This is a genomic window from Agromyces sp. 3263, assembly GCF_031456545.1.
GTDB lineage: Bacteria > Actinomycetota > Actinomycetes > Actinomycetales > Microbacteriaceae > Agromyces.
The window spans coordinates 250,639-264,237 of the sequence record NZ_JAVDUV010000001.1 but is presented as its reverse complement, the minus strand read 5'-3'; the positions used below and the strand labels follow the sequence as shown (position 1 = coordinate 264,237).

The 13,599-nt window shown below is 74.2% G+C and carries 15 protein-coding genes; 12 read left to right on the top strand and 3 right to left on the bottom strand.

The genetic code is table 11. From position 1 onward, the window contains the following. Positions 1-21: 21 nt before the first annotated feature. The 12 genes from J2X63_RS01265 to J2X63_RS01210 all read left to right on the top strand — a co-directional run bounded on the left by J2X63_RS01265 (position 22) and on the right by J2X63_RS01210 (position 10,733). Positions 22-810: an SDR family oxidoreductase gene (locus J2X63_RS01265; RefSeq protein WP_309973078.1), complete on the top strand. Its 789-nt coding sequence runs from the start codon at positions 22-24 to the stop codon at positions 808-810. Continuing rightward, a complete protein-coding gene (locus J2X63_RS01260) occupies positions 807-1,601 on the top strand; it encodes an ion channel (RefSeq protein ID WP_309973076.1) in 795 nt (264 codons plus the stop codon). Before J2X63_RS01265 ends, J2X63_RS01260 begins: the two co-directional genes overlap by 4 nt. 9 nt (positions 1,602-1,610) lie before the next feature. After that, the gene (locus J2X63_RS01255; RefSeq protein ID WP_309973072.1) at positions 1,611-2,135 is read left to right on the top strand and encodes a phosphoribosyltransferase; all 525 of its coding nucleotides are present in this window, start codon (positions 1,611-1,613) and stop codon (positions 2,133-2,135) included. Continuing rightward, positions 2,132-2,866, top strand: a complete 735-nt coding sequence (locus tag J2X63_RS01250; RefSeq protein WP_309973070.1) for a Type 1 glutamine amidotransferase-like domain-containing protein — start codon at positions 2,132-2,134, stop codon at positions 2,864-2,866. Before J2X63_RS01255 ends, J2X63_RS01250 begins: the two co-directional genes overlap by 4 nt. Next, positions 2,863-3,564 (top strand): uracil-DNA glycosylase, encoded by a 702-nt coding sequence (locus J2X63_RS01245; RefSeq protein WP_396133096.1) that lies wholly within the window; start codon positions 2,863-2,865, stop codon positions 3,562-3,564. The genes J2X63_RS01250 and J2X63_RS01245 overlap by 4 nt, the downstream gene beginning before the upstream one ends. Positions 3,565-3,611: 47 nt before the next feature. Further along, a complete protein-coding gene (locus J2X63_RS01240; protein WP_309973068.1) occupies positions 3,612-4,190 on the top strand; it encodes an N-acetyltransferase family protein in 579 nt (192 codons plus the stop codon). 78 nt (positions 4,191-4,268) lie between these two features. Beyond that, entirely contained in the window at positions 4,269-5,693 is a 1,425-nt protein-coding gene (locus J2X63_RS01235) for an amidase (protein ID WP_309973066.1), read from the top strand. 54 nt (positions 5,694-5,747) lie between these two features. Continuing rightward, entirely contained in the window at positions 5,748-6,710 is a 963-nt protein-coding gene (locus J2X63_RS01230; protein WP_309973064.1) for a siderophore-interacting protein, read from the top strand. 4 nt (positions 6,711-6,714) lie between these two features. Beyond that, entirely contained in the window at positions 6,715-7,791 is a 1,077-nt protein-coding gene (locus tag J2X63_RS01225) for an iron ABC transporter permease (RefSeq protein ID WP_309973062.1), read from the top strand. Further along, positions 7,788-8,867, top strand: coding sequence for an iron chelate uptake ABC transporter family permease subunit (locus tag J2X63_RS01220; protein WP_309973060.1), 1,080 nt, complete (start codon positions 7,788-7,790; stop codon positions 8,865-8,867). Before J2X63_RS01225 ends, J2X63_RS01220 begins: the two co-directional genes overlap by 4 nt. Then, entirely contained in the window at positions 8,864-9,670 is an 807-nt protein-coding gene (locus tag J2X63_RS01215; protein WP_309973058.1) for an ABC transporter ATP-binding protein, read from the top strand. Before J2X63_RS01220 ends, J2X63_RS01215 begins: the two co-directional genes overlap by 4 nt. 46 nt (positions 9,671-9,716) lie before the next feature. Then, positions 9,717-10,733 (top strand): iron-siderophore ABC transporter substrate-binding protein, encoded by a 1,017-nt coding sequence (locus J2X63_RS01210; protein WP_309973055.1) that lies wholly within the window; start codon positions 9,717-9,719, stop codon positions 10,731-10,733. 65 nt (positions 10,734-10,798) lie between these two features. Here J2X63_RS01210 and J2X63_RS01205 read toward each other — a convergent pair whose 3' ends face one another. The 3 genes from J2X63_RS01205 to J2X63_RS01195 all read right to left on the bottom strand — a co-directional run bounded on the left by J2X63_RS01205 (position 10,799) and on the right by J2X63_RS01195 (position 13,572). After that, the gene (locus tag J2X63_RS01205; RefSeq protein WP_309973053.1) at positions 10,799-11,191 is read right to left on the bottom strand and encodes a Fe-S oxidoreductase; all 393 of its coding nucleotides are present in this window, start codon (positions 11,189-11,191) and stop codon (positions 10,799-10,801) included. Further along, entirely contained in the window at positions 11,188-12,639 is a 1,452-nt protein-coding gene (locus J2X63_RS01200) for an NAD(P)/FAD-dependent oxidoreductase (protein WP_309973051.1), read from the bottom strand. Before J2X63_RS01200 ends, J2X63_RS01205 begins: the two co-directional genes overlap by 4 nt. 69 nt (positions 12,640-12,708) lie before the next feature. Continuing rightward, complete coding sequence (locus J2X63_RS01195) at positions 12,709-13,572, bottom strand: arginase family protein (protein WP_309973049.1); 864 nt, start codon at positions 13,570-13,572, stop codon at positions 12,709-12,711. Positions 13,573-13,599 lie beyond the last annotated feature (27 nt).

The window sequence follows — 13,599 nt, the reverse complement described above, 5'->3', positions numbered from 1 at the left end:
CCGCAGTGCAGAATAAGGCGCATGGGAGTGCTGCGAGCGGTCGTGACCGGGGCGAGTTCGGGGATCGGCGAGGCCACCGTGCGCGCCTTCCGGGCCGCCGGGTGGGAGGTGGTGGGCGTCGCCCGCCGCGAGGAGCGCCTGCGTGCGCTCGCCGACGCGACCGGGGCATCCGTGTTCGTGGCCGACCTCACCGACCAACGCGACGTCGACGCCCTGCGCGACCACCTCGAGGCCACCGGCCCGGTGCACGCGCTCGTGAACAACGCGGGCGGCGCGAAGGGCCTCGACTCGGTGGAGGCGTCCTCGATCGACGACTGGGCGTGGATGTTCGAGGTCAACGTGCTGGCGCTCAAGCGGGTCACGAGCGCGCTGCTCCCGTTGCTGCGCCGCGGCGCGGTCGAGCGCGGCGTGGCCGACGTGGTGAACGTCACCTCGATCGCGGGGCACACCGCATACGTGGGCGGCGGCGGCTACAACGCCGCCAAGTTCGCGGCGCACGCGCTCACGGAGGTGCTGCGGCTGGAGCTGAACGGCGAGCCGCTCCGAGTGGTCGAGGTCGCGCCGGGCATGGTGAAGACCGAGGAGTTCGCGCTCGTGCGCTTCGGGGGCGACCGCGAGCGCGCCGACGCGGTGTACGACGACGTGCCCGAGCCGCTGCTCGCCGACGACATCGCCGCCGTCATCCTCGACGCCGTGCAGAAGCCCCGCCACGTCGACCTCGACCTCATCGTCGTGAAGCCCGTGGCCCAGGCCGCGCCGCACCGCTTCGCCAAGGGCGAGCTCGCGGTCAAGCCCGAGGCCGCACGGTGACGACCCTCCGCGGAACTCCCGAGGGAGACGAGGCCACCACCCGGCGACGCCGCTACGTCGACGTCACCGGTCGCAGCCTCGCGCTGCTCGGCGTGCTGTTCGTGTTCACCTACACGGTGTACGTGCTGTGGCCCGATCGGCCGCAGACGGCGACGACGGTCATCTTCGTCATCCTCATCGCCACGTGGGTCATCTTCATCGTCGACGTGGTGATCCGGATCGCGCTCACGCCGCGCGGCCGGCGGTGGCACTACGCGTGGCATCACCCGCTCGAGGTGCTCTCGGCGATCCTGCCCGTGTTCCGGGCGCTCCGCGTCGTCGGCCTCCTGCAGGACCTGCCCCTCCTGAAGCGGCACACTCCCAGCGCGGTCCGGGCGCAGTTCATCATCCTCGCGCTCGCCTACGCGACGGCCTGGGTCTTCTTCCTCGCGCTCGCGACGCTGCAGGCCGAGCGGGACGCGCCCGGGGCGAACATCACGACGTTCGGCGACGCCATCTGGTGGGCGCTCGTCACGATCGCGACGGTCGGCTACGGCGACACCTACCCGGTCACCGCGCTGGGCCGCTTCTACGCGGTGCTGCTCATGGCCGGCGGCATCGCGATCGTGGGCACGGCGTCGGCGACGATCATCTCCTACCTCAACGAGCGCGTCGCCGGGCTCCGGCACGCGGGTGCGGGGCTCGCGCCGCCGTCGCTGTCCACCGGCGAGCAGCCCGACCCGGCCGCCACCCACTCGCTGCCGCCCGAGGAGCCCGCCGCACCCGAGCGACCCACGGGCGCCGCCGGGTAGCCTGTTCGGATGACCTTCGATGCGAACGACGCGGGCACCGGCGTCGACGGGATCCGCCGCGAGATCCTCACCTGGGATGAGTTCGGCGAGGCGGCTCGCTCGCTCGCGGGCGACGTGCTGCGGTCGGGGTTCACCCCCGACGTCGTGATCGCCATCGCCCGCGGGGGGCTGCTGCTCGCCGGTGCGATCTCGTACGCCCTCGGCACCAAGGCGTGCGGCTCCATCAACGTGGAGTTCTACTCGGGCATCGACGAACGACTGCCCGAGCCGGTGCTGCACCCGCCGATGCTCGACGCCCCTGCCCTCGGCGGCAAGCGGGTGCTGCTCGTCGACGACGTCTCCGACTCCGGCCGCACGCTCGCCAAGGTGGTGGCGATCATCCGCGACGAGGGTGCGGAGGTGCGCACGGCGACGCTCTACACCAAGTCGCACACGGTGCTCGTGCCCGACTTCGACTATCGCCGCACCGACGACTGGATCATCTTCCCGTGGTCGGCCCTCCCTCCGGTCACCGCGGGGGAGGATGCCGCGTGAGCGTCCACCTGATCGGCGGGGGCGCGACCACGACGGCGGATGCCCCGCTGCATGCGCCGTTCGTCGCCGAGGCGGCCCTGCGGGCGCAGGCCGCCGGTCGGGCGCGGCCCCGCATCGCCGTGATCTCACTGCACCCCGAGGCCGAGGAGAAGGCGGCGGCGCTCGCCGACCTGCTGTCCGCGGCCTCCGGCGGCGACGAGATCGACGCGCAGCTCACCGCCGGACGGCCCGGCGCGCCGATCGGGCTCGAGGCGATCGCCGACGTCGACGGCATCGCCGTGGGCGGCGGACTCGTCGAGGACGTTCGCGCCGGACTGGAGCCGGTGTTCGGCGAACTGCGTCGGCTCGTCGCCGATGGGGTGCCCTACCTCGGCGCCTCGGCCGGCGCGATGATCGCGGCCGAGGGCTCGCTCGGCAGCGGCACGCGCATCGGCGGCGTGGTCGTGTCACCCGAGGACCCCGAGGACCTGGACGAACCGGCATTCGAGCTCGAGATCGAGGCGGGCATCGGGCTCGTCGACGTCGCCATCGAGGTGCACGTCGCCCAGCGCGGCATGCTCTCCCGCCTGGTCGCCGCGGTCGAATCCGGTCTCGTCGCCGGCGGGCTCGGCATCGACGAGCGCACGGCACTGATCGTGGGCGAGGGCGGCCTGCGGGTCGAGGGGAGCGGCAGCGTCTGGCGGGTCCTCCCGACCGAGGGCGGCGTGCTGGTCTCCACGATCGGCAGTTGACCGTGCCCGGGAAGTCCCTCGACGAGCTCTCCGCCGGCGGGCTCATCGACCCGGGCTGGGCACGCGCACTCGCCCCGGTCGGGCCGCGCATCGCCGAGATGGGCGACTTCCTCCGCGCCGAGACCGCGGCCGGCCACGGCTACCTCCCGAGCGGCGAGCACGTGCTGCGCGCGTTCGGCCCCCCGCTCGACGACGTGCGCGTGCTCATCGTCGGCCAGGACCCCTACCCGACGCCGGGACATCCGATCGGCCTGTCCTTCGCGGTCGATCCCGACGTTCGGCCGGTGCCGCGAAGCCTCGCGAACATCTACCGCGAGCTCGCCGACGACCTCGGCACGACGCCGCCGAGCCATGGCGACCTCACCCCGTGGAGCGCGAACGGCGTCATGCTGCTCAACCGGGTGCTGACCGTGCGCCCCGGCGCGCCGGCGTCGCACCGGGGCAAGGGCTGGGAGGCGGTGACCGATCACGCCATCCGCACGCTCGTCGCGCGCGACCAGCCGCTCGTCGCCATCCTGTGGGGCCGCGACGCACAGGGGCTCCGGCCCCTGCTCGGCCGCACCCCCGTGATCGAGTCGGCGCATCCGAGCCCGCTGTCCGCGAGCCGCGGCTTCTTCGGGTCGCGGCCGTTCAGCCGTGCCAACGCGATGCTCGTCGCGCAGGGCGGCGAGCCGGTCGACTGGAGCCTGCCCGCGTGAGGCGCCAGGGGCATCCGGTGCCGCCCCTTCGGCGGTAGTCTGCTGCAATGCTCGAGGAGGAATACCAGGAACGGCGGGTCCTGCCGCGGCATCTCCGCAAGGCCCCCGAGCCCGAGAAGCCGTTCGACTTCACCATCCGTGACGCCGTGCTCGCCGACATGCCGGCCGTGCGGGAGATCTACAACTACTACGTCGCGAACTCCACCGTCACCTTCGACGAGGACGCGATGACCCTCAAGGAGTGGAAGGCGAAGTTCGCCTACCTCGACAAGCTCGGGATGCCCTTCCTCGTGGCCGAGTCGCCGAGCGGGCAGCTGTTGGGATACGCCCTGGTCGCGCCGTGGAAGCAGAAGCGTGCCTACCGCTACACCGTGGAGAACTCGATCTACCTCGGGCCCGCTGCGGCGGGCAAGGGCCTCGGCCGCGCCCTCCTGGCCGAGCTCATCGACCGCTCCAAGGCGGCGGGCCTCAAGGAGATCATCGCCGTGATCGCCGACCAGGGTGCCGACGCGTCGATCGCGCTGCACGAGAGGTTCGGCTTCCAGGAGATCGGACGCATGGGCCGCGTCGGGTTCAAGTTCGACCGCTGGCTCGGCACGGTGCTGCTGCAGAAGTCGCTCAAGTAGCGAGCGGATGCCGCGGGCGCGGGCTCGTGGCGGCGTCGCCGCGCCCCGACGGTGCTGGTGCGGTCGTAGGCTCGGGGGGTGACCGAGCTGCACGAGTACACCGCCCTCCAGCTCCACCAGCTGCTGCAGCGCCGCGAGGTGTCGCCGGTCGAGCTCACCCGGCACTACCTCGCGCGCATCGAACGCCTCGACGGGGAGGTCGGCGCGTTCGCGACGGTGACGCCCGACGCCGCGCTGGCCCGGGCGCGCCACGTCGAGGAGCACGTGCCGACCGCCGCCCCGCTCTGGGGCATGCCGGTCGCCGACAAGGACCTCAACCGCCGCGCCGGCGTGCCGGCGGCCTTCGGCTCGCGGGCCTTCGCCGGATTCGTCCCCGACGAGTCCGACGACCTCGTGCAGGCGGTGGACGCGGCCGGTGCGGTGAGCCTCGGGAAGACCGCCACGCCCGAGTTCGGGCTCCCGTCGTACACGGAGGCACTCGCGGGGACCCCGACGCGGAATCCGTGGGACCTGACGCTCGGCGCGGGCGGCTCGAGCGGCGGCGCGGCGGCGGCCGTGGCATCCGGCATGCTGCCCTTCGCACCCGGCTCCGACGGGGGCGGGTCGATCCGCATTCCCGCGGCGGTGTGCGGACTCGTCGGCATGAAGCCGTCCCGAGGCCGGGTGCCGTCGGGCTCCGGGCTGGCCGGCCTCGCGGGCCTCGGCGTGGCCGGTCCCATCGCGCGCACCGTCGCCGACGCCGCGCTGCTCCTCGACGGGCTCATCGCGCCCCTCGGGTACCCGGCCGCGCACCGGTTCGCGGTGCGCGCGCCCGGTGACGACGGCCCGTACCTCGGCGCGGCCATCCGCGGCGAGGGCCGGTTCCAGCTCGGGGTGATGACGGATTCGCCGTGGGACGACGCCTACGAGATCGACCTCGCCGAGGAGGCGCGCTCGGCCCTCGACCGCGCGATCGAGGCGTTCGAGGGGCTCGGCCACGGCATCGAGGCGATGGCGCCCGCGCCCGAGCCGGGGTACCCCGCGGCGTTCCGCACCATCTGGCAGGCGGGCGCGGCGACGATCCCGGTCGACGGTGCGGCGGAGTCGCTGCTCGAGCCGCTCACCCGGTGGCTGCTCGAGCGGGGGAGGGCCGTGCCGGCGCGGCAGCTCGCCGAGGCGCTCGCCTGGCTCGCCGGCTTCGAGGAGCGCACCATCCGCCGATTCGCGCCGTTCGACGCCGTGCTGACGCCGGCGCTCGCCCTGACGCCTCCGGCCGTCGGCTGGTACGACGCCGACGACGGCGAGCGGAACTTCGCGCAGCAGGTACAGGTCACGCCGTTCACGTCGTTCGTGAACGTGGCGGGGCTGCCCGCGATCACCGTCCCGGTCGAGGAGACCGCCGCGGGGGTGCCGATGGGCGTGCAGCTGATCGGCCGCCCCGGCGGCGAGGAGGTGCTCTTCGCCCTGGCCGCGCAGCTCGAGCGGCGCGTGCGTCGCGTGCACCAGCATCCGCCCGTCTGGTGACGCCTCGACGTCTTCGGATGCACACGATCGGGCCGCGTGTGTAAGACTTAGGTAATGCTTACCTCACTCGTCGAAGCCGCGCCGCGCGAGCGCCCCGCCTACCGCAGCTTCCGCGTGCAGGTGGCCAGGGTCGAACGCCTCGCGCCGCACTTCACGAACGTGACGTTCGCGGGCGACGACCTCGAGGGATTCGGCACCGCCGGGCTCGACCAGCGCGTGAAGGTGGTGCTCCCGCTCCCCGAGATCGGCTTCGCGGCCTTCCCCGACGGCGACGACTGGTACGGCGCCTGGCGCGAGCTCCCCGCCGAGCTGCGGAACCCGTTCCGCACCTACACCGTGCGCGCGGTGCGCCCCCACGCCCGCGAGGTCGACATCGTCTTCGTCGGGCACGGCGACGGCGGCCCGGCGTCCGCGTGGGCCGCGACGGCCGCGCCCGGCGACGAGATCGTGCTCATCGGTCCCGACGAGCTGAGCCCTGGCCGCACCGTCGGCATCGACTGGCGCCCGGGCGTCGTCGACACCCTGCTGCTCGCCGGCGACGAGACGGCCGCCCCCGCGATCGCGTCGATCCTCGAGTCCCTGCCCGCCGACGCGAAGGGCATCGCCCTCATCGAGGTGCCCGCCGACGGCGACCGCCTCCCCGTGCGTGCGCCCGCCGGCGTCGAGGTGCGGTGGCTGTCCCGGGCGGATGCCGCCCGCCGGCACGGCGACCTCCTGGTGCCGGCCGTGCGCGACTGGGTCGTGCGCCACCTCGCCGCCATCGGCGCCGCACGCGCCGCCGACGCCGACCACGCGGCCGCGGCGCTCGCCGCCGCCGAGCACGACGACCTGCCCGACACCCCGCTCTGGGACGTGCCCGAGGGGCACAGCCTCGACGGCGACTGCTACGCCTGGCTCGCCGGTGAGGCATCCGCCATCACGACGCTGCGCCGGTTCCTCGTGCGCGAGGCCGGCCTCGACCGCCGCCAGGTCGCGTTCATGGGCTACTGGCGCCTCGGTCGCGCCGAGCTCGACTGAGCAGGTGAGCGAACGGATGCCGCGTGCCGGGACGCTCGCGACGACGACGGGCACGGCCGGGCAACCGGCACGCGGCCGTCGGCGCCGCCTTCCGCCGGGCGCGACGCTCGGCATCGCCGTCGGCCTGCTCGCCGTCGTCGCGATCGCGAGCCTCGCCATCGGAGCCCGGCAGATCCCGTTCGACGTGGTCGTGCAGGCGTTCACGTCCCCGGTTCCCGGTGACGCCGACCACGTGGTCGTGCGCGACCTCCGGCTGCCGCGGGCCGTCATCGGCATCATGGCGGGAGCCGCCCTCGGCGTCGTCGCGGCGCTCCTGCAGGGCTCGACGCGCAACCCGCTCGCCGACCCGGGCCTGCTCGGCATCAACGCGGGCGCGTCCCTCGCGGTGGTCGTCGCCATCGCGTTCCTCGGCATCGCGTCGCCGTTCGGCTTCATCTGGTTCGCCTTCGGCGGGGCGGCCGTCGCCGCGGCCATCGTCTACGCGATCGGATCCAGCGGGGGAGCGGGCGCGAGCCCGGCCAAGCTCGCCCTCACGGGGGCCGCGCTGACGGCGGCGGCGACCCCGCTCATCACGCTGTTGCTCATCAGCGACGAGAGCACGCTGTCGCAGTACCGGTTCTGGTCGGTCGGCTCCCTCGCGGGGCGCGGCATCGACACGGTCGCCGTGCTCTGGCCGTTCCTCCTCGTGGGGCTCGTGCTCGCCGGCTGGCTCGCCGGGCGCCTGAACCTGCTCGCCCTGGGCGACGACGTGGCCCGCGGCCTGGGCGTGCGGCTCGCGACGGCGCGGGTCGTCACTGCGGTCGCGGTCATCGTGCTCGCCGGCACGGCGACCTCGCTCGCCGGCCCCATCGCCCTGCTCGGCCTCGCCGTCGCGCACGCGGCTCGCGGCCTCGTCGGCGGCGACTACCGCTGGCTCACCCCGCTCGCCGGCGTGCTCGGCGCCATCGTGCTCCTTGCGGCCGACGTCATCGGGCGCGTCGTCGTGGCCCCCGCCGAGCTCGAGGCCGGCATCGTCGCCGCGATCGTCGGGGCACCGGTGCTCATCGCCCTCGTGCGCCGTGGCGGGGCGGCGACGCTGTGAGCGCGGCACCGGTCACGGCGCCCGCACCCGTCGGCGGGGCGATCGACGCCACCGCGCAGCGCGTCGCTGCCGCGCGCACCCGTCGTCGTCGCCGGCTCGCCGGCGTACTGGTCGCGACCTCGCTCGTCGCGCTCGCCGCCGCGACCGCGTCGCTGCTCCTCGGCGCCGCCGGGCTCGGCCTGGGTGACGTGGTCGCCGCGCTGGTCGGCCAGGGGTCGCCGAAGGCGGAGTTCGTGATCCTCCGCCTGCGCCTCCCACGAGTGCTCGCCGCGATCATCGCGGGCACCGCCCTGGGCCTCGGCGGCGCGCTGTTCCAGACGACGCTCCGCAATCCGCTCGCGAGTCCCGACATCCTCGGCGTCACCGGCGGCGCCAGCCTCGCGGCGGTCGGCTCGATGCTGCTGCTCGGACTCCAGGGCCCGGCCGTCTCGGTCGCCGCCTTCGCGGGCGCGCTCGTCGTCGCCGCGCTGATGTGGGGCCTGGCCTGGCGCGACGGGCTCACCGGCATCCGCTTCGTGCTCGTCGGCATCGGCCTCGCGTCGATCGTGTCGGGGCTGCTCGGCTGGCTCATCACGCGTGCCGACGTGCGTGAGGCGTCGGAGGCCCTGGTCTGGATGGTCGGCGGCATCGGATCGATCGCCTGGCCCGAGCTCGCGACCGCGGGCGGCGCGCTCGGCGTGCTCCTCGTGCTCACGGCAGTGTTCGCGCCCCGGATGCCGCTCATCGCCCTCTCGGACGACAGTGCCCGTTCGCTCGGGCTCGACGCCACGCGGGCGCGGCTCGTCGCGATCGTGCTGGGCGTCGCGCTCGTCGCCGTGGCCACGGCCCTCGCCGGACCCATCGCGTTCGTCGCGCTCGTGGCGGCGCCCATCGCGCGGGCGGTCGTGGGGAACGGGCAGGCCGCGCTCGCGGCATCCGCCCTCGTGGGCGCCGCCATCGTGCTCGTGGCCGACCTCGTGGCGCAGCACGCGTTCACGGGCGTCGCGGTGCCCGTGGGCATCGTCACGGGACTCATCGGCGCGCCATACCTCCTCTGGCTGATCGCGAGGGGCAACCGGAAGGGGTCGGACGGATGACCGGGACCGCATCGCACGGACTGCGAGCCGAATCGATCACGCTCGCCTACGACGGCCGAAGGGTCGTCGAGGGTCTCGACCTGGAGATCCCCGACGGACGCATCACGGCGATCGTAGGCCCCAACGCGAGCGGCAAGTCCACGTTGCTGCGGGGGCTCGCGCGCCTCATGCGCCCCGAGACCGGACGGGTGACGCTCGACGGCCGCGACATCCGCTCGTATGCGCCCAAGGAGTTCGCCCGCCGCGTCGCGGTGCTGCCGCAACAGCCGGTCGCCCCCGACGGCGTGCTCGTCGGGGAGCTCGTGTCGAGGGGCCGGCACCCGCACCGAGGCTGGTTCGGCGGGCGTTCGAGCGACGACGACCGCATCGTCGCCGAGGTGCTGGAGGCGACCGGCACGGCCGACCTGGCCGACCGGGCGGTGTCGGAGCTCTCGGGCGGCCAGCGGCAGCGCGTCTGGATCGCGATGGCCCTCGCCCAGCGGGCCGAGATCGTGCTGCTCGACGAGCCGACGAGCTTCCTCGACGTGAGCCACCAGCTCGAGCTGCTCGACCTGCTCACCGAGTCGAACCGGCTGCACGGCACGACCGTGGTGATGGTGCTGCACGAGCTCAACCTCGCCGCGCGCTACGCCGACCACCTCGTCGTCGTCGACGGGGGACGTATCGCCGCCGCGGGCGCACCGGCCGCAGTGATGACCGCGGAGACGGTCGGTTCGGCCTTCGGCCTCGAGTGCGTCATCGCCGCGGATCCGGTGGCCGGTTCGCCCATGATCGTGCCGATCGGGCGGTTTCACCGGGCCTGAAGTTTAGGTTAGGCTAACCTCAATCCACCCCATCGAAAGGGAACTCATGCACGCCCGACGCACGATCGCCGTCATCGCCGCCGCCGCAGCGGCCGCCCTCACGCTCGCCGGCTGCTCCTCGGCCGCCCCCGAGGAGTCCGGCCCGGCCGCGGCATCCGACGGCACGTTCCCCGTCACGATCGAGCACGCCTTCGGCGAGACGGAGATCCCCGCCGCGCCCGAGCGTGTCGCGACCTGGGGCTGGGGGAGCACCGAGGCCGCGCTCGCAGTCGGCGTCGTGCCCGTCGCGATGGCGCAGCAGTCGTACGGCGCGAACGCCGACGGCGTGCTGCCGTGGGTCGCCGACAAGCTCGAGGAGCTCGGCGTCGAGACCCCGGTCATCCTCACCGACGACGGCGAGGCCCCGCCCTACGAGGAGCTCGTCGAGGCCGCGCCCGACGTGATCCTCGCTCCCTACTCCGGCATCACCGAGGAGCAGTACGACCTCCTCAGCGAGATCGCGCCGACCGTCGCGTACCCCGACGAGCCGTGGACCACCCCGTGGCGCGAGACCGTCAGCATCGTCGGCACCGCGCTCGGCAAGGCCGACGAGGCGCAGGGCGTGCTCGACGACCTCGACGCGCAGCTCGCGGCGCAGGCCGAGGCCCACCCCGAGCTCGACGGGCAGACGATCGCCGCGGTCTGGGACGTCGGCGGCACCTTCTACGTCTACACGCAGGAGGACTCGCGCGTGGAGTTCCTCTCCGCGTTCGGCATCGAGGACGCGCCCGCCGTCGCCGAGCTCGCCAACGGCGACTCCCCGTTCTTCTACACGCTGAGCTACGAGCAGCTCGACCAGCTCGACTCCGACCTGATCCTCAGCTACCACGACACCCAGGCCGAGGCCGACGCGTTCCTGCAGTCGGCGCCCATCCAGGCCATCCCGGCGGTCGCCCGCGGCCAGGTCGCCCAGGTCGTCGGCACCGAGCTCATCGCGGCCGTCTCGCCGCCGACGGCGCTCTCGCTCACCTATGGGCTCGACCAGCTCGTCGCGTCGCTCTCGGCCGCCGCACAGGCGGGCTGAGCCGGCCACGACGAACCTGAACGGCCCGGATGCCGCAGCACGCGGCATCCGGGCCGTTCGGCGTCTCAGCGGCGGGGCCGCCGACGCGGGAGGTAGCCGCCGGCCTCGAGCCCGGCCTCGATCTCGAAGCGGTTCTGCAACGGATCGCGCCCGGCGATGAGATACAGCAGCGGGAAGAGCATCCCGTACGTCAGCCACTGCTCCTTGTGCACCGCCTCGTGGCCGAGCACGACGTCTCCAGCGTTCCGGTCGGTGAGGTAGCACCCGCCCACGCAGGAACCGCCGCGCCCGAAGGTCCACTTCGGCATGCCCGTGAAGACGAAGAGCCCCTGGCGCCGCTCGATCGGGCCCGTGCTCCAGAGGAATCCCCAGGTGAATCCGACGAGGGTCGCCCACCGGTACCCGGCGCGGCTGATGGGGGAATCGGTGAGCCGGATCGTCACCCGGCGCTCGCTCATGCCGCCGCCTCGGGCCGGCCGAGGTCCTCGAGCAGGCGCAGCCACACCTCGCTCATGGTGGGGAACGACGGCACCGCGTGCCAGAGCCGCGCGACCGGCACCTCGCCCACGACGGCGATCGTCGCGGCGTGCACCAGTTCGGCGACGTCCTGGCCGACGAACGTGGCCCCGATGACGACGTCGCGCTCGGCGTCGATCACGAGCCGGGCACGGCCGTCGTAGCCGTCGGCGAGGATGCCGGCGCCGCTCGCGGACTGCATCGGCACGTCGGCGATCCGGACCGCACGGCCCGCCTTCGCGGCATCCGCCTCGGTCAGCCCGACCGACGCGCACTCGGGCTCGGCGAACACCACCTGCGGCACGGCGGCGTGGTCGGCGGTGGCCACGTGCACGCCCCACGGCGACACGTCGACCGGTCTCCCGAGCGCCCTGGCCGCGATGAGGTCGCCGGCGGCGCGGCCCTGATACTTGCCCTGGTGGGTGAGCAGCGCGCGGTGGTTGACGTCCCCGACGGCGTAGAGCCAGTCGCGGCCGTTGCCGTCGCCGTCGGCGCCGCGGACGAGCATCGTGTCGTCGACGTCGAGCCAGGATCCGGGCTCGAGGCCCACGGTCTCCAGGCCGGCGCGATGGGTGCGCGGCCGCCGGCCGGTGGCGACGAGCACCTCGTCGGCGATCACCGTGGAGCCGTCGTCGAGGGTCAGAACGACCTCGTCGTCGCCGTTCCGCTCGACCCGCGTCGGCGTGACGCCGAGTCGCACCGTGGCGCCGAGGCCGCGCAGGCCGGCGGCCACCGCCTCTCCTGCGAAGGGCTCCATGCCGCCGAGCAGTCCGCTCCTGGCCAGCACCGTCACCTCGGTGCCGAAGCCGGCGAACGCCGTCGCCATCTCGACGGCGATCACGCCGCCGCCGATGATGGCGAGGCGGGCGGGCGGCGCCTTCACGCTGGTGGCGTCGCGGCTCGTCCAGGGTCGCGCGGCGGCGAGCCCGTCGATGGGCGGCACGACCGGATCGGATCCGGTCGACACCACCACGGCGTGGCGCGCCACGAGCGTCGTCTCGCTGTCGTCGGCGTGCGTCACCACCACCCGGCGGGGCCCGTCGATGCGACCGTGACCGCGTTCGAGCTGGATGCCCACGCTCGCCACCCAGTCGGCCGCGCCGTGGTCGTCCCAGTCGGAGACCCAGTAGTCACGGCGGCGGAGCACGGCGGCGACATCGAGTCGGCCCGTGATCGCCTCCGCGGCTCCCGGCACGCGCCGCGCGGCGCGGAGCACGGCCGCACTGCGAAGGAGTGTCTTCGACGGCACGCAGGCCCAGTACGAGCACTCGCCGCCCACGAGCTCGTGCTCGACGAGCGCCACCTCCAGTCCGCCGGCCCTGGCCCGGTCGGCCACGTTCTCACCGACCGGTCCGGCGCCGATCACGACGACGTCCACCTCGCGCTCCATGCGTCTCCCTCCGGGGCCCGATCGCGGCCGGGCAGCCATGGCCAGCCTAGGCAGGCGGGCGGATCCGCGTCACGCGTCGGTCGCCGTCCGCGTGCCGCCGGCCGACGTGAGCGCCGCCACGATGCGCAGGATCGTGGGCAGGTCGTCTTCGGCGGCCTCGGCCGAGCGCGGCGCGAAGCCGGCGATCGCCGCCCCCGCGAGTGGGAAGCGCGCGGCGACCGCTCGCAGGAGCGCGACGAGGGCGGTCGTGTCGACGCCGAAGGGCATCGGGTACGACAGGCCGGCCAGTGCCGACGGGTCGAGCACGTCGAGGTCGACGTGCACGAACACCTGACCGGCGCCGGTCTGCTCGAGCGCGGCGACGACCGCCGTGGGGTCGAGGAGGTCCTCGACGGTGAGCACGCTCACGGCGTGCTCGTCGATGAAGCGCGCCTCCTCGTCGTCGATCGCGCGGACGCCGCCGAGCACGAGCCGAGCGGGCGGGATGCGCGTGTCGGCGTCGAGGGCGAGCCCGTCGGCGCCCTCGCCCGCGATCGCCCGCAGGGTCATCCCGCCGAAGCCGCCCGAGGGGGACGACTCGGGCGTGTTCAGGTCGGGGTGCGCATCGAGCCAGAGCACGGCGAGGTCGCCGCCGCTCCGGCGGGAGGCGTGCGCGACCGCCGCGAGCGACGCGCCGCAGTCGCCGCCGACCGTGAGCGCCCAGTCGGGCACCAGCGCGAGCGCCTCCTCGGCTCGCTCGCGCACCCGGAGCAGGGCGCTGTAGCGGCGCACCCCCGAGCCGAGCTCGTCGCCGGCCTCCACCGGGACCTCGACGAGGACGGTCGCGGAGGCGGGCAGATCGCCGAGGATCGCGGCGGCACCGTCGGCATGGCTCATCGCGCGCGACGACACGGAGCCCTGCCACTGGGGAACGACGACGAAGGTTGCGGGCATGCCTCACAGTATCGCGCGGGCGCCCGA

What these genes read in the sequence shown, in the direction of transcription:
- J2X63_RS01215 (WP_309973058.1), top strand. Translation starts at nt 8,864, where the DNA reads ATGACCGGGACCGCATCGCACGGACTGCGAGCCGAATCGATCACGCTC.
- J2X63_RS01195 (WP_309973049.1), bottom strand. Translation starts at nt 13,572, where the DNA reads ATGCCCGCAACCTTCGTCGTCGTTCCCCAGTGGCAGGGCTCCGTGTCG.
- J2X63_RS01240 (WP_309973068.1), top strand. Translation starts at nt 3,612, where the DNA reads ATGCTCGAGGAGGAATACCAGGAACGGCGGGTCCTGCCGCGGCATCTC.
- J2X63_RS01265 (WP_309973078.1), top strand. Translation starts at nt 22, where the DNA reads ATGGGAGTGCTGCGAGCGGTCGTGACCGGGGCGAGTTCGGGGATCGGC.
- J2X63_RS01255 (WP_309973072.1), top strand. Translation starts at nt 1,611, where the DNA reads ATGACCTTCGATGCGAACGACGCGGGCACCGGCGTCGACGGGATCCGC.
- J2X63_RS01200 (WP_309973051.1), bottom strand. Translation starts at nt 12,639, where the DNA reads ATGGAGCGCGAGGTGGACGTCGTCGTGATCGGCGCCGGACCGGTCGGT.
- J2X63_RS01210 (WP_309973055.1), top strand. Translation starts at nt 9,717, where the DNA reads ATGCACGCCCGACGCACGATCGCCGTCATCGCCGCCGCCGCAGCGGCC.
- J2X63_RS01230 (WP_309973064.1), top strand. Translation starts at nt 5,748, where the DNA reads ATGCTTACCTCACTCGTCGAAGCCGCGCCGCGCGAGCGCCCCGCCTAC.
- J2X63_RS01205 (WP_309973053.1), bottom strand. Translation starts at nt 11,191, where the DNA reads ATGAGCGAGCGCCGGGTGACGATCCGGCTCACCGATTCCCCCATCAGC.